The organism is Hymenobacter sublimis (assembly GCF_023101345.1).
GTDB classification, from domain to species: domain Bacteria; phylum Bacteroidota; class Bacteroidia; order Cytophagales; family Hymenobacteraceae; genus Hymenobacter; species Hymenobacter sublimis.
Genome location: NZ_CP095848.1, coordinates 526,831 through 552,552, shown reverse-complemented (window position 1 = coordinate 552,552; position 25,722 = coordinate 526,831). Strand labels below are relative to the sequence as shown.

Annotated in this window: 24 protein-coding genes and 1 tRNA gene; 14 read left to right on the top strand and 11 right to left on the bottom strand. The window is 56.6% G+C overall.

Annotation, left to right across the window (positions count from 1 at the left end; translation table 11 throughout):
* Positions 1–143: 143 nt before the first annotated feature.
* Positions 144–1,130, top strand: a complete 987-nt coding sequence (locus MWH26_RS02410) for a YheT family hydrolase (RefSeq protein ID WP_247975900.1) — start codon at positions 144–146, stop codon at positions 1,128–1,130.
* 80 nt (positions 1,131–1,210) lie between these two features.
* Here MWH26_RS02410 and rsmG read toward each other — a convergent pair whose 3' ends face one another.
* The 3 genes from rsmG to MWH26_RS02395 all read right to left on the bottom strand — a co-directional run bounded on the left by rsmG (position 1,211) and on the right by MWH26_RS02395 (position 3,945).
* On the bottom strand, positions 1,211–1,846 hold the full coding sequence (rsmG, locus tag MWH26_RS02405) for a 16S rRNA (guanine(527)-N(7))-methyltransferase RsmG (RefSeq protein WP_244695038.1): 636 nt from the start codon (positions 1,844–1,846) through the stop codon (positions 1,211–1,213).
* A 333-nt stretch (positions 1,847–2,179) separates the two neighbouring features.
* A complete protein-coding gene (locus MWH26_RS02400; RefSeq protein WP_188558823.1) occupies positions 2,180–2,797 on the bottom strand; it encodes an RNA polymerase sigma factor in 618 nt (205 codons plus the stop codon).
* Entirely contained in the window at positions 2,788–3,945 is a 1,158-nt protein-coding gene (locus MWH26_RS02395; protein ID WP_247975899.1) for a glycosyltransferase, read from the bottom strand. The genes MWH26_RS02400 and MWH26_RS02395 overlap by 10 nt, the downstream gene beginning before the upstream one ends.
* Before the next feature lie 174 nt (positions 3,946–4,119).
* Between MWH26_RS02395 and tgt the strand changes: the two genes are divergently transcribed.
* From tgt to MWH26_RS02375, 4 genes are all read left to right on the top strand, one after another.
* Complete coding sequence (gene tgt, locus MWH26_RS02390) at positions 4,120–5,250, top strand: tRNA guanosine(34) transglycosylase Tgt (RefSeq protein ID WP_247975898.1); 1,131 nt, start codon at positions 4,120–4,122, stop codon at positions 5,248–5,250.
* A complete protein-coding gene (locus MWH26_RS02385; protein WP_247975897.1) occupies positions 5,208–5,957 on the top strand; it encodes a hypothetical protein in 750 nt (249 codons plus the stop codon). The genes tgt and MWH26_RS02385 overlap by 43 nt, the downstream gene beginning before the upstream one ends.
* Positions 5,958–5,967: 10 nt before the next feature.
* Complete coding sequence (locus MWH26_RS02380) at positions 5,968–7,044, top strand: LptF/LptG family permease (protein WP_247975896.1); 1,077 nt, start codon at positions 5,968–5,970, stop codon at positions 7,042–7,044.
* A 123-nt stretch (positions 7,045–7,167) separates the two neighbouring features.
* Entirely contained in the window at positions 7,168–8,103 is a 936-nt protein-coding gene (locus tag MWH26_RS02375) for a DMT family transporter (protein WP_247975895.1), read from the top strand.
* Between the two features lie 287 nt (positions 8,104–8,390).
* Here MWH26_RS02375 and ispE read toward each other — a convergent pair whose 3' ends face one another.
* Entirely contained in the window at positions 8,391–9,203 is an 813-nt protein-coding gene (ispE, locus tag MWH26_RS02370; RefSeq protein ID WP_247975894.1) for a 4-(cytidine 5'-diphospho)-2-C-methyl-D-erythritol kinase, read from the bottom strand.
* A gap of 85 nt (positions 9,204–9,288) precedes the next feature.
* Between ispE and MWH26_RS02365 the strand changes: the two genes are divergently transcribed.
* From MWH26_RS02365 to MWH26_RS02355, 3 genes are all read left to right on the top strand, one after another.
* Positions 9,289–9,945 carry a sugar transferase gene (locus MWH26_RS02365; protein ID WP_247975893.1) on the top strand — a complete coding sequence of 219 codons (657 nt, stop codon included), beginning with the start codon at positions 9,289–9,291 and terminating at the stop codon, positions 9,943–9,945.
* On the top strand, positions 9,942–10,637 hold the full coding sequence (locus MWH26_RS02360; protein ID WP_247975892.1) for an acetyltransferase: 696 nt from the start codon (positions 9,942–9,944) through the stop codon (positions 10,635–10,637). Before MWH26_RS02365 ends, MWH26_RS02360 begins: the two co-directional genes overlap by 4 nt.
* Positions 10,638–10,741: 104 nt before the next feature.
* Entirely contained in the window at positions 10,742–11,890 is a 1,149-nt protein-coding gene (locus tag MWH26_RS02355) for a DegT/DnrJ/EryC1/StrS family aminotransferase (protein WP_247975891.1), read from the top strand.
* Positions 11,891–12,064: 174 nt separating this feature from the next.
* On the opposite strand, the gene MWH26_RS02350 is transcribed toward MWH26_RS02355, so the two are convergent.
* The 3 genes from MWH26_RS02350 to atpD all read right to left on the bottom strand — a co-directional run bounded on the left by MWH26_RS02350 (position 12,065) and on the right by atpD (position 15,149).
* A complete protein-coding gene (locus MWH26_RS02350; protein ID WP_247975890.1) occupies positions 12,065–13,186 on the bottom strand; it encodes a trans-sulfuration enzyme family protein in 1,122 nt (373 codons plus the stop codon).
* Positions 13,187–13,299: 113 nt separating this feature from the next.
* On the bottom strand, positions 13,300–13,539 hold the full coding sequence (atpC, locus tag MWH26_RS02345) for an ATP synthase F1 subunit epsilon (RefSeq protein ID WP_188558813.1): 240 nt from the start codon (positions 13,537–13,539) through the stop codon (positions 13,300–13,302).
* A gap of 104 nt (positions 13,540–13,643) precedes the next feature.
* Entirely contained in the window at positions 13,644–15,149 is a 1,506-nt protein-coding gene (gene atpD, locus MWH26_RS02340) for a F0F1 ATP synthase subunit beta (RefSeq protein ID WP_244695026.1), read from the bottom strand.
* Positions 15,150–15,415: 266 nt separating this feature from the next.
* Here atpD and MWH26_RS02335 point away from each other — a divergent pair.
* The 4 genes from MWH26_RS02335 (at position 15,416) to pth (ending at position 18,223) form a co-directional block, all read left to right on the top strand.
* Positions 15,416–15,488 (top strand) — tRNA-Gln (locus MWH26_RS02335).
* 94 nt (positions 15,489–15,582) lie between these two features.
* A complete protein-coding gene (locus MWH26_RS02330; RefSeq protein WP_188558811.1) occupies positions 15,583–16,512 on the top strand; it encodes a ribose-phosphate pyrophosphokinase in 930 nt (309 codons plus the stop codon).
* Positions 16,513–16,884: 372 nt separating this feature from the next.
* Positions 16,885–17,457, top strand: a complete 573-nt coding sequence (locus MWH26_RS02325; RefSeq protein ID WP_188558810.1) for a 50S ribosomal protein L25/general stress protein Ctc — start codon at positions 16,885–16,887, stop codon at positions 17,455–17,457.
* A gap of 196 nt (positions 17,458–17,653) precedes the next feature.
* Positions 17,654–18,223 carry an aminoacyl-tRNA hydrolase gene (pth, locus tag MWH26_RS02320; RefSeq protein ID WP_247975889.1) on the top strand — a complete coding sequence of 190 codons (570 nt, stop codon included), beginning with the start codon at positions 17,654–17,656 and terminating at the stop codon, positions 18,221–18,223.
* Positions 18,224–18,591: 368 nt separating this feature from the next.
* Here the strand turns inward: pth and metG are convergent, their stop codons facing one another.
* On the bottom strand, positions 18,592–20,637 hold the full coding sequence (gene metG / locus MWH26_RS02315) for a methionine--tRNA ligase (protein WP_247975888.1): 2,046 nt from the start codon (positions 20,635–20,637) through the stop codon (positions 18,592–18,594).
* A 301-nt stretch (positions 20,638–20,938) separates the two neighbouring features.
* Here metG and MWH26_RS02310 point away from each other — a divergent pair, with 301 nt between their 5' ends.
* Positions 20,939–21,586, top strand: a complete 648-nt coding sequence (locus MWH26_RS02310) for a hypothetical protein (protein ID WP_247975887.1) — start codon at positions 20,939–20,941, stop codon at positions 21,584–21,586.
* 94 nt (positions 21,587–21,680) lie between these two features.
* Here MWH26_RS02310 and MWH26_RS02305 read toward each other — a convergent pair whose 3' ends face one another.
* The 3 genes from MWH26_RS02305 to msrB all read right to left on the bottom strand — a co-directional run bounded on the left by MWH26_RS02305 (position 21,681) and on the right by msrB (position 23,648).
* Positions 21,681–22,031 (bottom strand): hypothetical protein, encoded by a 351-nt coding sequence (locus MWH26_RS02305; RefSeq protein WP_244695022.1) that lies wholly within the window; start codon positions 22,029–22,031, stop codon positions 21,681–21,683.
* Positions 22,032–22,106: 75 nt separating this feature from the next.
* On the bottom strand, positions 22,107–22,901 hold the full coding sequence (locus MWH26_RS02300) for a DUF3050 domain-containing protein (RefSeq protein ID WP_247975886.1): 795 nt from the start codon (positions 22,899–22,901) through the stop codon (positions 22,107–22,109).
* 174 nt (positions 22,902–23,075) lie between these two features.
* Positions 23,076–23,648: a peptide-methionine (R)-S-oxide reductase MsrB gene (gene msrB, locus MWH26_RS02295; RefSeq protein ID WP_247975885.1), complete on the bottom strand. Its 573-nt coding sequence runs from the start codon at positions 23,646–23,648 to the stop codon at positions 23,076–23,078.
* Between the two features lie 252 nt (positions 23,649–23,900).
* Here msrB and typA point away from each other — a divergent pair, with 252 nt between their 5' ends.
* On the top strand, positions 23,901–25,709 hold the full coding sequence (gene typA, locus MWH26_RS02290; RefSeq protein ID WP_244695018.1) for a translational GTPase TypA: 1,809 nt from the start codon (positions 23,901–23,903) through the stop codon (positions 25,707–25,709).
* Positions 25,710–25,722: the final 13 nt, after the last annotated feature.

The window sequence follows — 25,722 nt, the reverse complement described above, 5'->3', positions numbered from 1 at the left end:
CACACACCAATTACGCCCAATAGTGCTAGGCATATGAGCTCGTGTTTCTAGAGAAGGAGAATGAGACGAACGTATGCATGCCTACTTGTTTTGGCGTATATTTAATTACCAAAACAAGCGTCCTCCTTTTTGCTTGTTGCCCTATGCCTCTTGTTTCGCACTCTTCTTATCAGCCGCCGTTCTACCTCTTTAATGGCCACCTGCAGACAATCGTACCTAGTTTATGGCGCTCCGTGCCGGAGGTGCGCTACCAACGGGAGCGAGTTGAAACGGAAGACGGTGATTTCCTAGACCTAGACTGGTCCCGCCCGCCTGCCGAGTTACCGACTGATACCTTAGCCATCGTTTCGCATGGTCTGGAAGGAGATGCCAGCCGACCCTACGTGCGCGGTATGGTGCGCGCACTCAACCAGGCCGGCATGGATGCCCTGGCTTGGAACTACCGCAGCTGCAGCGGCGAAATGAACCGCCTGCTTCGCTCCTACCACCTCGGCGACACCGACGACCTGGACTTTGTGGTGCGCTACGCCTTGGGCACTACCCGCTACCGTCGAGTCTTCCTCACGGGCTTTTCAGCTGGAGGGAATGTTACCTTGAAGTACCTGGGCGAAAATCCAGACCGAGTGCCGCGGCAGGTGCAGCGGGCCGCTGTTTTCTCGGTACCCACTGACTTAAAGTCCAGCTCCTACCACATTGCCCGCCCAGAAAACCGCATCTACCTCAAACGGTTCATGAAAACCCTGCGGGCTAAGATGCGCCAGAAAGCAGACCTTCTCCCCGGGCAGGTTGATCTCACAAACATCGACGCCTTGCAAGATTTCCCGCAGTTCGATGACCGGTTCACGGCTCCCATGCACGGGTTCACGTCGGCGGATGAGTATTATGAGCATGCCAGCTCTGGTCGCTACCTGGCTGGTATTCAAATTCCTACCTTACTGGTTAACGCCCTAAACGACCCCTTTCTGCCTCCCTCCTGCTTCCCGCGGGAGGTAGCAACCCGCAGTGCCTTCGTGTACCTAGAAACGCCGGCCGATGGTGGTCACGTGGGTTTTGGAGAGGGCAGCCCCGATGGCGCCTACTATTCGGAGCGCCGAGCCGTGGAGTTCCTGACGGCAGAGGTGCCCGCCTAGCCCTAACTGTTACTAAAACGAGTGCCCTGCTTACCGAACAATAAGCAGGGCACTCGTTTTTAAAGCAACTACCTGTTTGTTCAGCGGCCGCTATAAGTAGCCGGCACTACCACTACTTTTTTCGTTTCGAAAAACTCTTCTGTGTAGAAATCATGTAAATCAAGCACGGTTGCCTGCAGGCCCGATTCTTCTATCTCTTCGGCTAAGTCGCCTCCTTTGAGGTAGTAAAGGCCGCTGTTGGGAGCGGCTTCGTTGCGGGGCTTAAACCGGTGGGCAATCCAGGTGTGGAAGGTAGCCAGGCGGGCCACAGCGCGACTTACTACGTAGTCGTATTTCGGGCGAAGTTGTTCGGCCCGGGTTTGTTCGGCGGTTACGTTGGGTAGGTGCAGGGCGTGGGCCATTTCCTGCACGGCCCTGATTTTCTTGCCGATGCTGTCAACCAAGTGAAACTTTACCTCCGGAAACAGAATGGCCAGTGGCAGCCCCGGCAAGCCACCTCCCGTGCCCACATCCAACACCGACGAGCCGGGCGCAAACTCCACTACCTTGGCAATACCCAGCGAATGCAGAAAATGCCGCTCCGCAAGGTTGTCGACATCCGTACGGGCCACTAGGTTGAGGCGCTCATTCCAGCTCCGGAACTCGGTTTCGAGCTGCTGAAACTGCTGGCGCTGGTGGTCGGTAAGATTAGGAAAGTAGTGGGTGATAATATCCATGGTAGCGCAAAGGTAGCGGCACTACGTTCAGCCCATGAATACTTATTACCTTTTGGGACAGAAAGAATTTATTATTGATCAGCTTCAGTAAACGCTAAGTGCTAATAACTAGCAAAGAGATTAATCAGTGTGACGAATGCACGAGCCTGTTTTTCGCTGGCTCCTCCGTGATGCGTGGGCTATGTACTGAGTGCGCTCATCATTTGTATGGGTACCCAAACTGTCAGCACATTTTTGAAAACGGCAGATGTACGAAATGCCATTGGGACGGTAGCACTACCTACTTCATAGAAAGTCTTAAATAAAAAAGCCCGCCTGGCGGCGGGGCTTTCACTAGATGATTTCCTTTTTGTTCTTCACCATGTCATAGAGCAGCTCCCGGGCGCGGTGCAGCTGAGCTTTCACGGTACCGAGTGGGGCTTTTAGCTCCTGGGCAATTTCCTCGTAGCTCAGTTCATCGAAGTAGCGCAGGGTTACGAGGCGCTGGTATTTCTCGGGCAGCCGCGACACCACGTGCTGCATAATCTCGATTTTCTGATTCTTGATGGCTGACTCCTGCGGGTTCAGGTTCTGGTCGCGGAAGTCAATGGTGATTTCGTCGCCGTTGTCAATCTTGATGGCCGAGTCAATCGACATCGTCTTGATTTTATTCTTGCGAATAAAGTCAATGCAGTTGTTGGTGGCAATGCGGAACAGCCAGGTGCTGAAGGCAAACTCCGGGTTGAACTTGTGCAGGTTGCGGAAGGCTTTGGCAAAAGCCTCAATGGTGAGGTCCTCCGCGTCGTCGGGGTTGCGCACCATCTTCAGCACGACGTGGTACACCGGCTTCTTGTAGATCTGCATCAGTTCGGCGTAGGCTTTTTCGTCGCTCTGCTCAACGGCGGCCCGAATCAGCTTGAAGTCGTGCTTGGCTTTGGCGGAGAACTGTTTTTCCTGATTGTTTACTTCCATCGGAGGGTACGGTAGAGGAACAGCGACATTCCCAGAGCGAGATAATAAAAAAAATACACAGCGTCGAGGACGGGTAGCCACGCCAGCGGCAGCCGATCCTCGAGCCGACGACCGAGCTGGTAGTACACGGCCATCATCGCCACGGTGCGCACGAGCCACACTGCGGCCAAAGGTACCCAGTCGGGGCGGGAAAACAGCAGGCCGATTGCCGTGCTGTAGAATAGCAAATTTACGCCAATAAATGTTCCAATCCGAAGACGATCTACGAACCGGTATTGCCGGCCCGCGGAAAGGTGCCGGCGCTTTTGGCGCCACCACTCGCCCCATGTCTGGGCTGGTTCACTAAGAGTATGGGCTCCCGGGTCGGCTATTACGGCTACCCGGGCCCCGCGGGCCACGGCGTCCTGCACCAGCAGGTCGTCGTCGCCGGAAAGGCTGCGGATGTGGGAAGCGAAACCTTTAGTCAGTTGAAAGACCTGCCGGGTATACCCAAGGTTGCGCCCCACCCCCATGTAAGGTTGGCCGCGCCACGCGAACGACAAATACTGTGCCCCCGTCAGGAAGGTTTCAAACCGAATCAACTTATTCAAAAAGCCGTTTTCCTCCGCGTAGGCCGAATACCCCAGCACCACATCGGCCGGTTTATCGAAGCCGCGTTGCATGTACCTGAGCCACTGGTTAGTGGCCGGAATGCAATCTGCATCGGTAAACACCATGCGCTCGTAGCGGGCTACTTTAATACCGAGCGTAAGAGCGTATTTTTTGGGTGCCAATCCGTCAGGTGTCTTATTGACGGTAACCAGCCGCACGTGGGGGTAGTACTGGGTGAGCTGCTGCACGAACAGGTACGTATCGTCCTCGGAGCGGTCATCAATGAGCAGTAGCTCGAAGCCAGCGGGGTAGTCTTGCTGCAACAGCAGAGGTAGCAAACGACGCAGATTTTCCAGTTCGTTGTGGGCGCACACCAGCACGGACACGGGCTCCGCGTCGGGGCCGTTGGATGGCTCCGGGGGACGGCGGGCGAAGGGCAGAAAGTAGTAGGCCGCGTAGAAAAGCTGTATCAGCCCGCAGGCCAGCAGCAGCCACAGAGCCGGAGAAAGATGGAAAGGCAAGGCGCAGGTCGTGAATCGAGTTGCAAAAGTAGGCATTCGGGGTGGGGCGAGTACCTTTGTAAAGAGAAGCCAGGAGGTAGGAGCCAGAAGCCAGGAGGTAGAAGTATAGAGTTGTTAGCTCAGACGCAGTTCTGACTACCTATTTTACTCCTAGCTTCTAGATTCCAACTCCTATTTCTTGGCTTCCAGCTCCTAGCTTCTTCCCGCAGAATGACCTTCGACCTCATAGCCAACGACCCCCATAGTAAAGCCCGCGCCGGCGTCGTACACACCGACCACGGCGCCATTGAAACGCCTATTTTCATGCCTGTGGGCACGGCCGGCACCGTAAAAGCCGTGCAGCAGCGCGACCTGAAAGACGATATTCAGGCCCAGATTATCCTCGGCAACACCTACCACCTCTACCTGCGCCCGGGCCTGGAGGTGCTTAGCAAAGCCGGCGGCTTGCACAAGTTCAACGGCTGGGACCGGCCAATTCTGACCGACTCAGGTGGGTACCAGGTGTACTCGCTGTCGGGTACGCGCAAAATCAAAGAGGAGGGCGTGAAATTCCGCTCCCACATTGATGGCTCGCAGCACTTATTTTCGCCCGAAGGGGTCATGGACATTCAACGCACCATTGGGGCCGACATCATCATGGCCTTCGACGAGTGCACGCCCTGGCCCTGCGAGTACGACTACGCCGCCCGCTCCCTCGACATGACCCATCGTTGGCTCCAGCGCTGCATCCAGCGTTTCGACAGCACCGAGGGCCACTACGGCTACTCCCAAACCCTTTTTCCGATTGTGCAGGGTAGCACTTTCAAGGACCTGCGCGTGAAATCGGCGGAGTTTATTGCCGAGCAGGGTCGCGAGGGCAACGCCATTGGCGGCCTGAGCGTAGGCGAACCGGCCGAGCTCATGTACGAAATGACCGAGCTAGTCTGCGACATTCTGCCCCAGGACAAGCCGCGCTACCTCATGGGGGTCGGCACGCCGGCCAACATTCTGGAAAACATTGCCTTGGGCGTGGATATGTTCGACTGCGTGATGCCCACCCGCAACGCCCGCAACGGTATGTTGTTCACTACCCAGGGCATTATGAACATTGCCAACAAGAAGTGGGCCGACGACTTCACGCCGATTGACGAGGAGCTGGGCGGCTACGTCAGCACGTTTTACTCCCGCTCCTACGTGCGCCACCTCTTCCACAGCAAGGAAATGCTGGGCCCTCAAATTGCTTCCATTCATAACCTGACCTTCTACCTCTGGCTAGTAAAGCAGGCCCGCCAGCAAATCCTGGCCGGCACCTTCCGGGAGTGGAAGGACCGGATGGTAAAGCAGGTGATGACGCGGTTGTAAGCCCCGAGAAAATGTCAGGTTTTGCTAATCGGCTAGGATGCCTTGGCCTGTGGTGGTTGTTAATAGGCTTCCCAATCATGTATTGCTTGCTGTTTATTGCAAGTGACTTCGGCCATACGTTCGGGTGGCCCTCATCCAATTCATTTGACATATATATTGACGGTCAGCCATTGGATATTCAGGAACAAGCAGCTGGTGCTCATTATAACTCGTGGCAGTCTTTTTTAGCAGTGTCCTTCACATTACTTGTACGCCTCTACCCAATGTGGATTGCGTTTGTAGTAGCAGGTGTGTTATTGCTGTTAGTGACCGTAGTGGCGCGACAGACCGAAAAGAATTTTCTATTTAAACCTGCATCATCTCTCAGACACCTAACCGTTGAGTTAGTCAAAGTTTTGCTGGTAGCCTATTTTTTGGGCTGCATCGTTCACATTATCTCCTACCCTGTGTTTCAGGCGCTAGACCATTCAGGCCTGTCAATGCCTTTTAAGCCTGAATATTGGTGGCCTTATTATGGGTGGCCTGTGCCGGATTCAAGTTTACAAGGCTGGACTATTTATCCACCATTAGGCATTATGCCTATGTTGCCTGGAGCAGAGGCTGCCTGTGTAAAGCTGGGTGCTTTATTGGCCGTATTATCGGCCCGGCAGATGTGGCTCCGACGGCAGCGCACGTTACGTATGCGACATCCGTTGAAACAGCAGTAATATGCCACTCATGAAGCTGCTCGATAAGTACATTATAAAGAAGTTTCTCACTGCGTTTTTCTTCACGGTGGTGCTGCTGGTGTCGGTTATCTGCGTGATTGACTTCACGGAGAAAAACGACGATTTTCTGAAGCACGACCTGGGCGCCTGGCAGATTGTATCGGAGTACTATGTGAACCTGTTTCCGTACTTCGCCAACTTGCTCTCCCCCATCACGGTGTTTATTGCGGTGGTGTTCGTGACGGCCCAACTGGCCTCGCGCACGGAGGTAGTGGCCATGCTGGCTTCGGGCATCAGCTTCAAGCGGTTTTTGCTGCCCTACATTATGGGTAGCGCCATTTTGGGAGTGCTGACCATGGCCATGACGGGCTGGCTAATTCCGATTGCCAACAAAACCCGGGTGCAGTTCGAGAAGGCCTACATCAAAAATCCCTACCGCTTTGATGCGCGCAACGTGCACATCAAAATCGGGCCGAAGAGCTACGCCTTCATGGAGAGCTACGACAACGTGAACAACGTGGGCTACAAGTTTGCGCTGGAAACCATTGAAGGCACGCTGCTCAAGCGCCGCATGACGGCCGAAGCCATCACCTGGGACTCCACCAAACGGGCCTGGAAGCTCACGCCCCAGGTAATCCGCACTTTCAACGGCGACAAAGAAACCCTGCAGAGTCTGCCCGCCCGCGACACCACCCTCAACCTCTACCCCAAGGACTTTGCTAGCACCTACCGCCTGGCCGAAACCTTGACCCTACCCGAGCTCAACCGCTACATCAACCAGAAAATAGCCCGCGGCGCCGACGATACCCAGGTGTACCTCAGCGAAAAATACGAGCGGTACGCCTACCCCTATGCCATGTTCATCCTGACGGTGATTGGGGTGATTATGAGTGCGCGCAAGAGCCGGGCCGGCGTGGGCGGGCAAATTGCGTTGGGTTTCGTGTTGGCCTTCGTGTTCATCATTTTTGTGATTCTGAGCCGCAACCTGGCCGCCGTAGGTACCCTCTCGCCATTGCTGGCGGCCTGGGTGCCTAGTTTAGTTTTCACCCTGATCGGGCTGTTCCTCTACCGGGTAGTTCCGCGCTAACGGTGAACTGGTGAGATGGTGAACTGGTGAGTTTGATGTTTTGTCGGCGCTATCGGCGCAGGTAGCGCCAACCGCACGTCAAACTCACCCTTTCACTATCTCACCAGTTCACCACCTCACTATATGCTCAAAGACTACCTCCGCCTGCATTTTATAGTATTGCTCTGGGGCTTCACGGCCATTCTGGGCAAGCTCATTTCCCTGCCGCCGGTAGAGCTAGTGTTCTGGCGCACATTGCTGGCGGCCGCGGGGCTGGCCGGATTGGTTGTGGCGCGGCGGCAGTCCCTGTGGATGCCGGCCGGCGAAGCCCTGCGCCTGCTGGGTATAGGGGCGCTGGTGGCCACGCACTGGATTACTTTTTTCCTCGCGGCCCGCATGTCGTCGGTGAGCGTGTGCCTGGCGGGTTTGGCCACGCTGGCCCTCTGGACTTCCCTGCTGGAACCCCTGCTGCTGTGGCGGCGGGTGCGGTTTTACGAGGTAGGGCTGGGGCTGCTAACCATGGTGGGGCTCTACCTCGTGTCGCAGGCCGAGCTGGACCAGTTGGCGGGCCTACTGGTGGCCATTGTTTCCGCGGGACTGTCGGCATTGTTCAGCGTGTTTAACTCTAAGCTGGTAAAGCGCCACACCCCGCTCCGCCTGACCTTGTACGAAATGACCGGAGCCTGCCTGAGCATTGCCCTGTTTATGCCCCTGTACGGGCGTTATTTCACGGAGGGCCGCGGCGTACAGTTGGCACTTTCGGGCTTGGACTGGCTGTGGCTGCTGGTGCTGGCCGGCGTGTGCACGGTGTATGCCTTTTCTACTTCCGTGGAGTTGATGAAGCGCATTTCGGCCTTCGTAGTGAACCTGACCATTAACCTGGAGCCGGTGTACGGCATCATCCTGGCCGTGCTCATGTACACGCTGCGCATTCCCGGCTTCGGCCAGGAAAAGCTCTCCACCAAATTCTACCTGGGCACTGTCATTATTCTACTGAGCGTGCTTATTCACCCCATCATCGAGCAGTGGAACCGCCGCCGCATTCGCCCCAAAGAAGCCGCCGACGTGCTGGTAGGGTAGGCGGTGAGTTGGTGAATGAGTGCAGCGGTGCAATGTTCTGGCGAGGAAGCCCGACGCCGCCATCCGTCCTGGCAAGTGTACTACCCCTACTAACGTAATAAGTCCTTACCCCCAGCACGGACGTAAGGGCTTGTCATGTTGGTAGGTTGGCTAGAAAGGAAAAAAGGATGGCTTCGTTCCCCTCGCCATGACACTTCACTCACTCACCGCTTCACTATTTCCAGAGGGTAAGGCGACTAGCGGAACGCAGCACGAGAGCAAATTTCTTCACGCAGACGCTGTGCCTGTTACAACTGCCCGTCCCAGACCTGGTACCCGGCTGGCAGCTGCATAGTGGGTGGCACCTGTAGGCCCGGAAACAGCCCGTACACCGCCGATCCAGAGCCCGACAGGCTGGCGTAGGCTGCGCCAGCCGCGTACAGCGCCGACTTAAGTTCACCGAGCACTGGGTAGTGTGGCGTCAGGGCCTCTTCAAAATCATTACTGACGGTAGCGCGCCAGGTTTCCAGGGGCTGAGCCAGGGTCGCACGTAGGTCGTGGCGTGGGGTGCGAGCTTGTACGCGGGCGTAGGCTTCGGCAGTGCTGATGTGCAGGCCGGGGTAGATGACTTTACAGGCCGTACCGCTCAGGTTCAGGCTGATTTCCTCGAACACGTCGCCCTTTTCGTAGGCAAAAACCGGCTTATTGCGAACGAAAAAAGCACAGTCGGAGCCCAGGCGGCGGGCGTAGCTTTCCAGTGCCTCGGGGGGTAGGCCCAACTGAAACAGGTCACTTAACGCCCGCAGCGCAAATGCGGCATCAGCAGAGCCGCCGCCCAATCCGGCCCCGATGGGCACTACTTTATGCAAATGCAGGTGTACCGGCGCCAGGTTGAAATCGGCGCGGAGCAGCTCGTAGGCCCGCAAACACAGATTGGTTGCCGGCTCACCGGGAATAGGAATTCCGGTGAGCGTCAGGGTAGTTTCGGGGGCGGGCAGCACTTCCAGCGCGTCGGTCCAGGGTAGGGGCACAAACACCGATTCGAGGTTGCGAAACCCGTCGGGGCGCTGGCTGGTGATGTAGAGGCCCAGGTTGAGCTTGGCGTTGGGGAAAACGAGCATACGGGAAGGCGGAATATAGCGCAAGCTAAAGCCCTGGCCGGCGAGAAGTCAAACGCCTACTACAATTCCCCGTATTTTCGTCCTTATGTCTGCCGCCGCAACTTCCTCCTGGTACGCCCGCCGCGGCAAGCGCCTGCTCGACGTGCTGCTGGCCGCGCCGCTGTTGCTGTTGGCCGTGCCCGTGCTCTTGCCGCTGGCCGCCGCCCTGGCCGCACAGAACCGGGGAGCCTGGCTGTTTCGGCAGCGCCGACCGGGGCTGCACGGCCGCGTGTTTCTGTTCTACAAGCTCCAAACCATGACTGGGCAGCGCGATGCTCAAGGCCAGCTGCTGCCCGATGAGGCGCGCCTACCCCGCCTGGGCCGCTGGGTGCGGGCCACCTCTCTGGATGAGCTGCCCCAGCTCTGGAACGTGCTTCGCGGCGACCTAAGTCTGGTGGGCCCGCGGCCGCTGCTGGAACAGTACCTGCCGCTGTATTCGCCAGAGCAGGCGCGCCGCCACGCCGTGCGGCCGGGCATTACAGGATGGGCTCAAGTGAACGGCCGGAATGCCATCAGCTGGGAGCAGAAGTTTGCCTATGATGTCTGGTACGTCGACCATTTGTCGTTTCGCCTTGACATGCGCATCCTGTGGCGTACTTTTCGGCGGGTGCTGAGTGCCCACGGCGTTACCGCGGCCGGCCAGGCCACTACCACCGCTTTTACGGGCACTGCCGTTTCTCCTGATCATCCGCCTGCCGCATGAGTACTGCTTCCGCTGCTTCCGCTCCTACTTCGTTGCCTACCCAGTTGCCGCGCTTAGCTATTGTGGGCGCGGGCGGCCTGGGCCGGGAGGTAGTGGTGCTGGCCCGGCAGATTAACGCCGTGCGCCCCCACTGGCAGCTAACTGGTTTCTATGATGACCGCGCCCCCGCTACCCCTGCGGTGCACGGGCTACCCTACCTCGGAACCATTGCGGCCCTGAATGCAGAACTCGAGCCCCTACACGTAGTCGTGGCCGTGGGTAATAGCCGCAGCCGGGCCGCTGTGGTAGCCCGGCTCACCTCACCAAGACTCACATTTCCGATCCTCATCCACCCTGGTGTGGCGCTGCAGCCGGAGCAACGGGTGCAGATCGGGGCCGGCAGCATTATTAGCCAGGGCTGCATCCTGACCTGCGACATTGTGCTGGGCCGGCACGTGCTGCTCAACCTGGGCTGCACCGTGGGGCACGATGCCGTGCTGGAAGACTTCTGCTCCTTGATGCCCCACGCCAATGTGGGCGGAGAAGCGTACCTGGAAACGGGCGTGTACTTGGGCACCAATGCTACAGTCATTAACCAAGTACGAGTGGGAGCTAACGCCATTATAGGAGCCGGAGCAGTGGCTGTGCGCGATGTTCCCGGGAATTGCACGGCGGTAGGGGTGCCGGCCCAAGTAATCAAGTGGCATGAATAGTTGCCGTTCATGCTCGGCATCATGTCTGGTCCGGTTTTTTAACCGTTCTTTTGCGCTAGCGAGTTCTGGCTGCTTTGCCAGCGGCCGCTTTTCCTTCTTTCCTTATGCGCAGTCAGGATTACGACCGATTATTCCTCTCTCCTCCCCACCTCGGCCGTCATGAGCTTAACTACCTGCATAAGGCTATAGAGGATAATTGGGTGGCTCCCGCGGGCCCCAACCTAGATGGGTTTGAGCGCGACATCTGCGAGTTTACCGGGGCCCAGCACTGCGTAGCCCTCACCTCCGGCACGGCCGCTATCCACCTGGGCTTGCGGCTGCTGGGCGTAGGCCCTGGCGACGAGGTGCTCTGCCCGTCCTTTACATTCGTGGCCACGGCCAACCCTATTCTGTATCTGGGTGCTACGCCCGTTTTCATCGACAGCGAAGCCGAAACCTGGAATATCTGCCCCCAGCGGCTGCGGGAAGCATTAGAAGAACTACGCCGCCAGAACCGTCGGCCCAAGGCCCTTATCCTGGTGCACCTCTACGGTATGCCGGCCCGGCTGCGCGAGGTGCTGGCCATAGCCGCTGAATTTGAAGTGCCCGTTCTGGAGGATGCTGCCGAAGCCTTGGGCTCCCGCTACGAGGGGCAGCCTTTGGGCACTTTCGGGCAGGTAGGCGTTTTCTCCTTCAATGGCAATAAGATTCTGACGACCAGTGGTGGCGGTGCCTTGGTCACGAACACCTCAGATTGGGCCCGCAAAACCCGCTTTTGGGCCACGCAAGCCAAAGATGTAGCCCCCTATTACCAGCACTCGGAGCTCGGGTATAACTACCGCCTTAGCAACTTGCTCGCGGGCATCGGCCGGGGGCAAATGGAGTTGCTGGAAGACCGAGTAAAAAAGCGCCGCGAGATTTTCGCCTGGTATCAAAAGCACTTAGCCAACATCCCAGGCCTGCGTTTCGGGCCGACTGAACCCGCTGGCGGCCGCTCCAACCGCTGGCTTACTACCCTGCTACTCGACCCCGAAGAAACCAGCGTCACGCCCGAACAACTGCGCCTGCACCTGGAAACGCACAACATCGAAAGCCGCCCGCTTTGGAAACCCCTGCACCAGCAGCCGCTTTTTGCGGCTACCCCAGTTTTCGGCGGAAGCATTAGCGCTGACCTCTTTGCGCGGGGGCTGTGCCTGCCCTCTGGTACGGCCATGATAGATGCCGATTTACAACGGGTAAGTTCTGCTATTCGGGCCCTCTTCGAAGCTAGTTAGACCAGCCCAAATGGTATATAAAGTTCAATGCACAGTATTTAACGCACAAAAGCTGAGTGGAGTAGTATAAAACAAAATCTCAGGAAAACGTCTGCCTTAGCCTTGCGCGGGCCTTTTCCAGAGATTTTGATTCTAGCAGCTTGCTAGGCTACCTTCTTTTTAACTATTTATACCCTACCGAAGGGCTTGTTCCAGATCAGCCAGCAATTCCTCTACCGGCTCTATACCTACTGACAACCGTACTAGCCCTGGGCTGATGCCTAGTTGCTGCTGCTGTTCCGGCGTCAGGTAGCGGTGCGAGGTACCCAGGGGGTAGGACATGGATGAGTCGACTCCCGCCAGGGAAGGCGCGAAGGGGAAGCGCTGGCTCCGGTGCATGAAGCGGTTTACTACCTCAGTCTCATCGGCTAGCAGGATGGAGAGCATGCCCCCAAATAATCCGCTACCCTGGGCCAGGGCCAGGGCATGCTGTGGATGGTCGGGTAGCCCGGGGTAGTAAACGGCCCGCACAACTGGCTGCTCTTGTAAGAACTGAGCAAGGGCGAGGGCATTGTGACTGTGCTCACGCATACGCAGGCGTAGGGTTTTCAGGCCCCGTACGGCCAGCCAGCTTTCCATTGGGCTTAGAGTCAAGCCGTAAAGTATGCTGATCTGCTTTAGCCGCGCGGCCAACTCGGGGTCAGTGGCTACCACTACCCCAGCGGTTACGTCGGAGTGGCCAGCTATGTATTTGGTTACGCTGTGCATCACTAAATCAGCGCCCAGGGCCAAGGGGCGAGTCAGCACCGGAGAGGCAAAGGTGTTGTCAACAACCAGCTTCAGCCCGTGCTGATGACACTCAGTAGCAAGCCGCTGCAAGTCTGCCACTCGCAGTAGCGGGTTGCTGATGGTTTCGGCCAACACCACCCGCGTAGTAGGCTGCACGAATTGCTCCAACTCATACAGCTGCTCAAACGGCACATACGTCACAGTAATGCCCATGCGGCTCAGTTCCTGATTCAGCAGCGACGAGGAGCCCCCGTAAATGTCGGCGGCACACAGCACATGGTCGCCCGCCTGGCAGCACGCAGCTAAGGCAGCGAAAATGGCAGCCATTCCGGAGCCAGTAGCAATGGCCCCGGCTCCACCCTCCCACTGGTTTACCGCCTCCGCTAGCTCATCGGAGTTGGGGTTGCCGTTGCGCGAGTACATGTACCGGCTGCCTGGCTCCCCAAAGTACTGTTCCAGCTCGTTCAGGTCTTCGAACTTGAACACGGAAGTTTGGTAAATCGGGGTGATTTTGGGGTGGATGTGCATGAACGGAGCAGGCTGGGTGGGCCGTAGAGAAAAGGAGGTGGGAAGGGATGTACTTGAAAAAGAAAAAGCCTTTCCCGCAAAGGAAAGGCTTTTTCTAGAGGAGTTTGCCAGCGTTACGCCGAAGCGCCTTCAGCCAGCACAATTACGTTGTTGCGCAGCACTTCGACTACCCCGCCTTCAATGCGAAAAGTAGTAGCGCCGCCGTTCAGCACGATGTCGCCAGGCTGCAAGGCTGAAATAAGCGGGGCGTGGTTGTTGAGAACCTCAAACAGGCCATCGGCACCCGGAAACCGGGCCGACGTAACCTCGCCTTCAAACACTTTCCGGTCCGGCGTGATGATTTCCAGATGCATCTTTTTGGAATTATAAATTAAAAATGAAGAATGAAGAATTGACGGTTAAAGCTCGTTCGACCATCCGTTCTTCATTCTTCATTTTTAATTCTTAATTGATAATTCTACTTGGCTTCCGACATCAGCTTCTCGCCTTTCACCACGGCATCCTCAATGGTACCAACCAGGTTGAAAGCCGCCTCGGGCAAGTGGTCGTACTTGCCGTCGATGATTTCGTTGAAGCCTTTGATGGTGTCTTTGATGTCAACCAGCACACCTTTCAGGCCGGTGAACTGCTCAGCTACGTGGAAGGGCTGCGACAGGAAGCGCTGCACGCGGCGGGCGCGGGTTACCGTCAGCTTGTCTTCTTCGGAGAGTTCGTCCATACCCAGGATGGCGATGATGTCCTGCAGTTCTTTGTAGCGCTGCAAAATCTCCTTTACGCGCTGGGCGGTACCGTAATGCTCCTGGCCTAGTACCTCTACCGACAGAATGCGCGAGGTCGAGTCCAGCGGGTCTACTGCGGGGTAGATGCCCAGCTCGGCAATCTTACGCGACAGTACGGTGGTAGCGTCCAAGTGAGCAAACGTAGTTGCCGGAGCCGGGTCAGTCAAGTCATCGGCTGGCACATATACTGCCTGCACCGACGTGATGGAACCGCGCTTGGTAGAGGTAATGCGCTCCTGCATGGCACCCATTTCGGTAGCCAGCGTGGGCTGGTACCCTACGGCCGAAGGCATCCGGCCCAGCAGAGCCGATACTTCCGAACCCGCCTGGGTAAAGCGGAAAATGTTGTCGATGAAGAACAGGATGTCGCGGCCAGCACCGGTGCCATCACCGTCGCGGAAGCTTTCGGCTACCGTCAGGCCCGAGAGGGCTACGCGGGCCCGGGCTCCGGGGGGTTCATTCATCTGGCCGAACACGAGGGTAGCCTTCGAGTCTTTCAGGGCTTCGGCGTCCACTTTCGTGAGGTCCCAGCCACCTTCTTCCATCGAGTGCTTGAAGCCTTCGCCGTACTTAATTACGTCCGACTCCAAGAATTCGCGCAGTAGGTCATTGCCTTCGCGGGTACGCTCACCCACGCCAGCAAACACCGACAGACCACCGTAGGCCTTGGCAATGTTGTTTACCAACTCCATGATGAGTACGGTTTTGCCTACGCCGGCACCCCCGAACAAACCAATTTTGCCGCCCTTTACATACGGCTCGAGCAAGTCAATTACTTTGATACCCGTGAACAGTACTTCCGAGGAAGTAGCCAGGTCTTCGAAAGCCGGGGCATTGCGGTGGATGGACAGGCCACCCTCGCTCTGGGGCTGCTCGATGCCGTCGATGGCATGACCAATCACGTTAAACAGACGGCCGCGCACACCTTCGCCGGTGGGCATGGTGATGGGCGAGCCGAGGTCACGAACTACTGCGCCGCGGGTCAGGCCCTCGGTCGAGTCCATGGCGATGGTGCGCACACGGTCTTCGCCCAGGTGTTGCTGACACTCCAGGATAACTACCTGGCCATTGTCTTTTGTCACTTCGAGGGCGTCGAGGATGTTGGGAAGCTTGGAGCTTTCACCCGCGAAGCTTACGTCCACGACGGGACCGATAACCTGGGTGATTTTGCCGGTATTCGCCATTGCGTTTTGTATATGGGGATGGGTGCAACGTTTCAGGACGCAAAAGTACAGCTTAATCCCGGCATTGCCAAAGCGGGTTAAAACCCAGCTTCGCCAACTTTTTTTTCCGGCTCTGAATACCTGAAAATCAGCCAAAAAACTCTGCCCTTGCCGAATCAGAGGGCTACTTGAAAGAAAAATTTTCTCCCAGAAATTTGCCTTGAATAAAAGCTGCTGTACATTTGCACAACCAAACGGCACACCCACACCGGTTACTGCTTGGAAATTGTCCGATGGTGTAACTGGCAACACGCTTGATTTTGATTCAAGAAAGTCCAGGTTCGAGCCCTGGTCGGACAACCGACAACCCCAACGCGAAAGGCGCTGATTCTTCCTGCATCGGAAGAGTCAGCGCCTTTCGCTTTTTCCATTTCCTCCCTCTTCCCTTTCCGTCATGTCACAGCAGGTAAAGATTTTTGCGGGTAATGCTTCCCGAGAACTGGGCGAACAGATTGCAGCCGCTTACGGCACTCCCCTCGGCGACCTGAGTATTCAGCGCTTCGCCGATACGGAGCTGGGCCCCAGCTTCAACGAAAGCATCCGGGGCTGTGCCGTATTCCTGATTCAGAGCACTAACCCGCCCGCCGAAAACCTGATGGAGTTGGCCTTAATGGTGGATGCGGCCAAGCGGGCTTCGGCCTATAAAGTCAACATCGTGATGCCCTATATGGGCTACGCCCGCCAGGACCGCAAAGACAAGCCGCGCGTGAGCATTGGCGCGAAAGTGGTAGCTAACATGATTCAGAGCGTGGGCGCTGACCGCATGATGACCTGCGACCTGCACGCCGGCCAGATTCAAGGCTTCTTTGATATTCCCGTGGATCATCTGGATGGGGCTACCGTCACGGCACCCTATATCCAGTCTCTGAACCTTGACAACCTCATTTTTGCCTCGCCCGATGTAGGCGGGGTAGTACGCACGCGGGCTTTTGCCAAGAAGTTTGGGGCCGAAATTGTCGTCTGTGACAAGATGCGCCTGCGAGCCAATGAAATTGCTTCCATGCAGGTTATCGGCGACGTAGCTGGCATGAACGTAGTGCTCGTGGATGACATCGTGGACACGGCGGGTACCATCTGCAAGGCGGCCGAGTTGCTCATGGAGCGGGGCGCCAAGTCAGTACGCGCCGTTATTACCCACGGCGTACTCAGTGGCCCAGCCCACGAGCGAATTCGCAATTCCGTTTTGGAAGAGCTTGTAATTACCGACACGATGCCTCTAAAGGAAGAGAATCCTAAAATCAAGGTGATTTCCGTGGCGGGTCTGTTTGCGCAAGCTATTCGTAATGTCGTAACTCACGAATCCATCAGTTCGCTGTTTGTGTAAAAGCCAAAGTCTGTTTCGTTATTCCTGATTATATGGTATTACTATATGGTGTGTCGCCTCTTATCCTCTTCTACCCCTTTATCCTGGCTATTCTGGCAGTAGCCGGGTTCCTGGCCTTGCGTTGGCTGAGTGCAGTTACTTCTCTGCGGGAACTGGCCCGACGGCTACTTATTCTTGCCGCGATTTGTGGCGCCTTCTACTGGTCAATAATCGGCTTGGTGATATGGTCTAACTGGTAAGTTAACAACAGTTGCCGGTCCGCTCTTTCACTTTTATTGGTGTAAGGCAAGTAGAAAATCTATGATAACATCTTATCTTTGCGGCCCGTTTACCTGCTGTGGGTAAGCGTTTTTTCTTCAAAAGAACACGTTTATGAAAAGCCTCGAGATTGTAGGGTTTAAAAGAGCGAATCTCGGTAAGAAGGATGCCAAGGCCCTGCGCCTAGAGTCCTACGTACCGTGCGTACTGTACGGCGCTGGTGACCAAGTGCATTTTTCGGCCCCGGCCATCCTGTTCCGCGAACTGCTGTACACCCCCGAGGTGCACATCGTAGAGCTGAACATCGAAGGTGACATCCGTCGCGCCATTGTGCAGGACTCGCAATTCCACCCCGTGAACGAAATGCTGCTGCACGTTGACTTCCTGGAGCTGCAGGAAGGCAAAGAAGTGAAAATGGACGTTCCCGTGAAGTACGTTGGCGTATCGCCGGGCGTACTGGCCGGTGGTAAGCTGGTAAGCAAGCTGCGCAAAATCCGCGTGAAGGCTTCGCCCGAAAACCTGCCCGACTACGTGGAGGTTGACATTTCAGACCTGGGCCTGGGCAAATCCATCAAGGTGAACAAGGTTGAGCCCAAGGGCTATTCCATCCTGACCAACCCGCTGGCTCCCATTGCTACCGTAACCATCCCGCGTGCTCTGAAAGGCACCCTGCAGGCTGACAAATAAATCACGGATTCAGACGGATTTCTCGGATTACACGGAGTTCGTGCTGAGTAATACCGTCCATTGAAAAGCCGTCCTGCTGGCAGGACGGCTTTTTTTGTGAGCCGACCTACCGTGTTTAGTGCGGCTCGAGCAGCGGGGCTGAATATATTTCGGCCCCAGAATTTGTGTGAATTCGACTTTTAATCCGCGACAATCCGTGAGCAAGTTTCTTGTGCTGTGCCTGGGCAACATCGGGCCGGAATACGCCGACACCCGCCACAACGTAGGGTTTATGGTGGGCGACTACCTGGCCCGCAAGCACGAGGCCGCGCCGTGGGCGTTGGGGCGTCATGCCTTTACCACCGAAATCAAGCATAAGGGCCACACCTTCGTGCTGGTAAAGCCCACTACCTACATGAACCTCAGCGGGAAAGCGGCCGCGCACTGGCTTAGTGCCCTCAAGCTGACTAAGGAGCAGATGGTGGTAGTAACCGACGACCTGGCCCTACCCTTCGGCAAGCTCCGGTTGAAAGGCAAAGGCTCCGCGGGCGGGCAGAACGGCCTCAAGCACATTCAGGAAACACTAGGCACCGACGAGTACGCCCGCCTGCGCTTCGGTATTGACTCCAGCTTTAGCAAAGGCCGGCAGGTAGATTACGTGCTCAGCCCTTTCTCCGCGGATGAGCAAATTGACCTCGAAGGCCGTCTGGAAAAAGCCGCCGAAGCAGTGCTGCTGTTCGGTACAGTAGGCTTGGAGCGGGCCATGAATGTGGTGAACGTTAAATAAACAGGCTTAAGACAGGAAATTAATCACTTTCACTACCCCTACCACTACGTAGACTGACAGTAATAATAACAGCATAACACCAAGGAATCTGGTTATCAATTGGTGCCTTTGTTCGTCGTTGGAACGCAATAGTTTGACACCACCCCATATTATCACTATTGGTAAAATCAAGTATAAAAGGATTACTAAGATCACAGCAATCAAAAACGACCCTGCTTCCATTGTAGCCAGTAACAATAAGATGGTGTTTAACTGATCTGTTTTAATAGAACATAGTCAAGTATCGTAACCCAATCCGTTCATAAAAAAGCCGGTCGCCAAGTTGAATACCTCGGCGACCGGCTTTTTTATAAGCTTAAACGGTAGAACTATGCCACGCCCGAACCCGGCCGTACGTGGCTGCTCGGCTGCATCAGGCTTAAAGAGCCATCGGCGTTTTCGGCCATTAGGAGCATGCCTTGGCTTTGGATTCCCTTGATTTCGCGGGGAGCCAAGTTGAGCAGCACTTGTACCTGCTGGCCCACCAGGGCTTCGGGCAGGAAATGCTCGGCAATGCCCGACACGATGGTGCGGGGCTCTTCAAAGCCTAGATCAACGCTGAGTTTGAGCAGCTTCTTGGTTTTAGCGACTTTCTCCGCAGCCACAATGGTACCGATGCGCAAGTCCATGGTCTGGAACTGCTCGAAGCTGATGTCGTCCTTGGCCGGGGCCGAAACGGCAGCGGCTAGCTCGTTGGCTTTCTTGGTATCTAGCAGCTTTTGCACCTGGGCTTCTACAGTAGCGTCTTCGATTTTGGTGAACAGCAAAGCAGCCTCCGCTAGCTGATGACCAGCAGCTAGGTTCTCGAGGCGGCCAGCTTGCTGCCAAGTACCTTTTTCGATGTTGAGCATGGTACCGAGGCGGCTGGCGGCTGTGGGTAGGAAGGGCTCTAGCAATGTTACGAGGCTAGCGGCCAATTGCAGAGCGACATGCAGCACCGTACCCGTGCGCGCCTCATCTGACTTAATTAGCTTCCAGGGCTCCATATCGGCGAGGTACTTATTGCCCAGGCGCGTCAGGTTCATCAGCTCGTTTAGGGCGTCGCGGAAGCGGTAGTTGTCGATCAGCTCCCCGATGCGTTGCGGAAACTCCTGGAGCTGGCGCAGCACGTCCTCATCTTCGGTAGTAAAGCCCACGGCGGCGGGCACTTTTCCCTCAAAGAACTTGTGCGTCAGCACCACGGCCCGGTTCACGAAGTTGCCCAGGTTAGCCACCAGTTCGTTGTTGTTGCGGGCCTGAAAGTCCTTCCAGGTGAAGTCGTTGTCCTTGTTTTCGGGAGCGTTGGCGCAGAGCACGTAGCGCAGCACATCGGCCTGGCCGGGGAAATCCTGCAGGTACTCGTGCAGCCACACGGCCCAGTTGCGGCTCGTGCTGATTTTGTCGCCTTCCAGATTCAGAAACTCATTGGCGGGCACGTTGGTCGGCAGAATATAGTCGCCGTGGGCCTTGAGCATCGCCGGGAAGATGATGCAGTGGAATACGATGTTATCCTTACCGATAAAGTGCACTAGCTGCGTGCCTTGGTCTTTCCAGTAGGTTTCCCAGGTGTCGGGTAGTAGGTCTTTGGTGGCGGAAATGTAGCCGATGGGCGCATCAAACCACACGTAAAGCACCTTGCCTTCCGCCCCTTCCACCGGCACGGGTACGCCCCAGTCCAGGTCGCGGGTAACGGCGCGGGGCTGCAGACCCTGGTCGATCCAGCTCTTGCACTGGCCGTACACATTGGTTTTCCAGTCCTGCTTGTGACCTTCCACAATCCACTCGCGCAGCCAGGGCTCGTACTGATCCAGGGGTAGGTACCAGTGTTTGGTTTCGCGCAGCACGGGCTGGTTGCCCGAGAGCATGGAGCGCGGGTTGATCAGCTCGGTGGGACTGAGCGAGGTGCCGCACTTCTCGCACTGGTCACCATAGGCGTTGTCGTTGCCGCAGTTCGGGCAGGTGCCCACGATGTAGCGGTCGGCCAGGAACTGGTCGGCCTTTTCATCATAGTACTGCTGCGAGGTCTGCTCAATGAACTTGCCTTCCTCGTAGAGCTTCTTGAAAAAACCGCTGGCTACCTCGGCGTGCGTTTGGGAGGAAGTGCGGGAGTAGATATCGAAGGAAATACCAAAGTCCCGGAACGAGTCGCGGATGATGGCGTGGTACTTATCCACTACCTGCTGGGGCGTGACGCCTTCCTTCTGGGCCCGAATAGTAATCGGTACGCCGTGCTCATCAGAGCCGCAAATGAATTTTACGTCGCGCTGCTGGGCGCGTAGGTAGCGGGCATAAATGTCGGCCGGAATGTACACGCCAGCCAGGTGGCCGATGTGTACCGGACCATTGGCGTAGGGCAGCGCGGCCGTAACGGTGTAGCGTTGGGGAGCAGAGGGCATATCGAGTAAAAACTATTTTTCAGGAAGCGCCCGGTAGTACCTACCGGACAAGGGGAGTGCAAAGGAACAAGTAAAATGAGGAAAGATGCTGCGGCAGCGTGATTCCGTGGACGTCAGAATGCGGCCGTTTACATCAGGTGAGCGGCTTATGTAGCCGCAAAATTCGGGGTCCTCTACGGAAATAGCTACGAGCTTCTCTTTTCAACAAACAAGTCAGGCTATAAATCCTTCTATATTTAGGCTACCTACTGTAGCGTTCCACCGTATTTGAGCTAGCACTTCTCTCCTCATTTCTGCAGTCATGAAAAACTCCGATCAGGAACAGCCCGCCAAAAAGGCTAAAAAGGAAAAAGACCCCACTGAAAAAGCGCAACGCAAGGCGGCCAAAGCTGCTAAGTCGGCCACTTCGGTTATTACTGATGCGCGCCCCAGTAAAAAGGCGACTCAGAAGAAAGCACTCAAAATTGCCGCCAAGCAACTTCAGAAGCAGCTTGACAGCCGCATTGACGAGGTAGTAAAACGGATTCGCAAGGAAACGAAAGCCAAGCTTAAGGAGGTAGTTCAGGATGCTACCCGCCGGCTGGATGTAGACATGGAGCAGCTATTTGAGCAAGCCTTGCACACCATCGTTCGTCATCATGAGGGCGGTACGCTCGCCGCTTCCGACAGCGTTTCTACTTTCTCGGATTCACTCACGTCGGAGTCCGCCCCTGCTGCTACCCCTTCATCAGGGGTTGGGGCCCGCCCCACCGCACCACGCGCCCCCCGGCCTAACGGAGCGGTAGCAGCTAACGGCTCAACTACCCAAGCCGCTGCGGCCCGACCTAACACTAAAGTAGCGGCCGTACGACCAGCGCCGACCCGCTCGCGCCCTGCCGTGAAAAAAAACGCACCTAACGCTACCCCCGCTCCAGACTCCGACACGAATTCTGATGGAGTAAGCCTGTAAAAATCTGATTTCTACACCGAAAAGGCCCTGCAACTAAACTGAAGTGCAGGGCCTTTTCGGTGGGTGTACTGGCGTGTAGTAGCCTTTTTCCGGCTCACTGCCGGGGCAGGCGCAGGGTGTCGGCTGGGGCGCCGTTGAGGCGGCGCAGACGGGTTTCCGGCGGGGTTGTGTTGTTGTCGTTGGTATTCAGGCTTTCGGGGCGCTTGCGCGAATTGATGCCACTGGCCTGCTCCCGAATGGCTACGCGGCCGGGAGTGGCATCGGGGACGGAGCCACCGTAACCGGCATTGCTGTTGTAGGCAGCCTGGCGGTCGGCATCGGTTACAATGCGGGTAGGTGGCCGTTGCACGGCGCTTTCCTCGCCGGTAGTTTCCTGGGAGGCAGTGCAAGCCATCAGCAGGGTTAGCAGGGGTAGTAAATAGCGGCTGGAGGCAGACAGGTTCATAACAAAAAGCAAAGAAGCCCGCCTGGCATAGGTGGACTTCTTTGCTAACGAACTAGCGGCCGGGAAGTTGACCCGCTACCCCTGAGTTGCCGCTAAGTCGGCCTGAATTCCGTTCCAGAGGGCCACGCGGGCCTGCATACAGCGCGTAGCCACCGTGGCAGCTTCCTGCCAGCGTTGGGCATCATCACCGCACAGCTCGCGCACCATCTGTTGGGCCAGTGGAGTGTGCACTTCCTCGTCAAGCTGAATATGACGGTCGAGGTAGTAGGTGAAGGTATCGAGCTGACCGGGGAAGCGCTGGCGCAAATCGTGCACGAGATGACGGAACATATCCGGAATTACATCCTCGCGGCCAAACGTAAAGGCGGCTGCCACCGCGTGGGGCTGGCCCGAACTGATAATGCGGAAAGTGTCCAGCACAAACTCCCGGACCGAAGAGGGCGCCTGAGCCTGCTCTAGGGCCGCCGCCACGGAAGCTCCCTGGGCCAACGCCGCCAGCAGCCGTTCAATTGGGGCCGTATCGGCGCCACATTCACGCATGGAGCGCAAGTACAGCTCAAAGTGGCTGGTCGGGTTGCCCTCGGGGTCCACGTCAGTTTCTTCCTCCAATACAATGTCGTTGATCAGCCGACGGGTAGCGGGGTTGCCGCGCGGTACCCACGGCACGTTCACGCAGGTCAGCTCCCGCTGCAAGGCCTTCAGTAACGACATGAAATCCCATACGGCAAACACGTGGTGCTGCATAAACACGCGCAAGTCGCTTAGGGAATGCAGCGACTGGTAGACGCCGTGTGCAACAAGCTGCGCGCGGGCCGGGGCCAAAGTCTGCTGCAAATCAGCAATAGAATCAGAGGAAAGTTGAGTTGACATGCGTAGAAGAAATTGGGCGGAGCTGCCGCCTTGGCGCCCAAACAAACGAAATGGCCCGCTGGCTTGGATTGCCAACGGGCCACTACAAAAGTACCGGAAGCGGCAGCCTTGGGGTATAAGGATGGGTAGTCGGCCGTTTTGCAGTCTTGCCGACTGCCAGCCCGGGTTCATTTTTTACTTCGTCTTTTCGAACACCATGCCATCGGAGTCCATGCAGTAGCGCTGGCCGGTGGGCTTAGGGCCGTCGTCGAACACGTGGCCTAGGTGGCCACCGCACTTGGCGCATACCAGCTCGTCGCGGCTCATGCCCAGGGTGTTATCGGCGGTTACTTTCAGGCTATTTTCGGTGGCGGGGGCCCAGAAGCTCGGCCAGCCCGTGCCCGATTCGAACTTGGTTTCTGACGAGAACAGCAGGTTGTGGTCGGCGGCGCAGTAGTAGTTGCCCTTCTCGTGGTTGTTGGCATACTTATTCACGAACGGCCGCTCCGTACCCTGCTGGCGCAGAATAAAGTATTGGGCCGGCGTGAGTTGGGCCTTCCACTGTGCATCGGTTTTCCGAATGGGAAACTCATCGGGCTTGCCGGTTACGAGCCGAGGCTTGGGGTAGGCTTTACCGGCTGCGGAGGCCGTGGTAACGGGCCGAGAAGATTCGGCTAAGTCCATTTTCGCGTCGCGGCTTTTTTTCTGGGAACAAGCCGAGTTCAGCGTCAGGAAGGACAACAGCACAATTAAAAGGGAGGAGCGCATTAGCAAAACAAAGTGAGGTGTAAGCAAGCCGCCTACCCCCGTGGGCAGGCTGACAACACAACATACGCAGCTAGCCTACGGTTCGGTCTTACGGCCGGGGCAAGCGGATGAAATAAGCCGGGGCGGAACCTCAGCAGCCCAAGGAGTTGTCTGTCTTCTCACCACCTGTTTCTTCCCCTCTCAGTAACAATTAATTACTGTCAGTTTTTTGCGCTAAACATTCCGTACCTTTGCGCCCGGAAAAACCTTTGTATGCAGAACATTCGGAATATCGCCATCATTGCGCACGTTGACCACGGCAAGACTACGCTCGTGGACAAGATCATTCACGCCTCGAAGCTTTTCGACGAGCACCAGCAGTTCGACGACCTGATCCTCGACAACAATGATCTGGAGCGTGAGCGGGGCATTACTATCGTTTCCAAGAACGTATCCGTACGTTACAAGGACGTAAAAATCAACATCATCGACACGCCTGGTCACGCCGACTTCGGCGGTGAGGTGGAGCGGGTACTGAAGATGGCCGACGGCGTATTGCTGCTCGTTGACGCCTTCGAAGGTGCCATGCCCCAGACCCGCTTCGTACTGGGCAAAGCCATTGACCTGGGCCTGAAGCCCATCGTGGTAGTCAACAAGGTAGACAAGGAAAACTGCCGCCCCGACGAGGTGCACGAGCAGGTGTTCGACCTCATGTTCAACCTGGGCGCTAACGAAGACCAGCTGGACTTTGTGACCCTGTACGGCTCCTCGAAGCAGGGCTGGATGAGCACCGACTGGAAGGAAAAAACCGACAGCATTATTCCGCTGCTCGACGCCGTAGTGGCTTCCATTCCGCCCGCTCCCCAGCTGGAAGGCACCCCGCAAATGCAGGTTACCTCCCTGGACTACTCCTCGTTCGTAGGTCGTATCGCCATTGGCCGTGTGCACCGCGGTACGCTGAAGGAAGGCGCCAACATGAGCCTGATTAAGCGCGACGGCACCATCAAGAAGGTGAAGATCAAGGAGCTGCAGGTGTTCGAAGGCCTCGGTAAAAACAAGGTTTCGGAGGTTAGCTCCGGCGAAATCTGCGCCGTAACCGGCATTGAAGGCTTCGATATTGGCGACACCCTCGCCGACGCCGAAAACCCCGAGGCGCTGGCTACTATCAGCATCGACGAGCCGACGATGAACATGCTGTTCACCATCAACAACTCGCCTTTCTTCGGTAAGGAAGGCAAGTTCGTGACCTCGCGCCACCTGCGCGACCGTCTGTTCAAGGAAACTGAGAAAAACCTAGCCCTGCGCGTAAAGGAAACTGACCGTGAAGACACCTTCCTGGTGTACGGCCGCGGCATTCTGCACTTGTCGGTACTCATCGAGACCATGCGTCGCGAAGGGTTCGAGTTGCAGGTAGGCCAACCCCAGGTTCTGTTCCGCGAAGACGAGAACGGCAACCGTCTGGAGCCCATTGAGCACTTGGTAGTTGACGTGCCGGAGGAAACGGCTGGTAAGGTTATCGAGCTGGTGACCATGCGCAAGGGTGAGCTGACCATCATGGAGCCCAAGGGCGACCTGCAGCACCTGGAGTTCAACATCCCGGCCCGCGGCCTGATCGGCCTGCGCAACAACGTGCTGACCGCCACCGCTGGTGAGGCCATCATGAACCACCGCTTCTCGGCCTACGAGCCCTACAAAGGCGTGATTCCGGGCCGTATCTCTGGTTCGCTGATTTCGATGGACACCGGTGCCGGTACCGCCTACACCATCGACAAGATGCAGGACCGCGGCGAGTTCTTCGTGGATCCGGGCGAGGAAGTGTACGCTGGCCAGGTTATCGGCGAGCACACCCGTCCTAATGACCTGACCATCAACATCCAGAAGGGCAAGAAACTGACAAACATGCGCGCTTCGGGCTCGGATGAGAACGTGAAGATTGTGCCCAAGCGTCAGTTCTCGCTGGAGGAAGCCATGGAATACATCCAGAAGGATGAGTACCTGGAAGTAACCCCGAAATCGGTGCGGATGCGCAAGATCCTACTCGACGAAAACGAGCGTCTGCGCTCAGCCAAGAAAGTCGACTAAACTCGCGGATGCT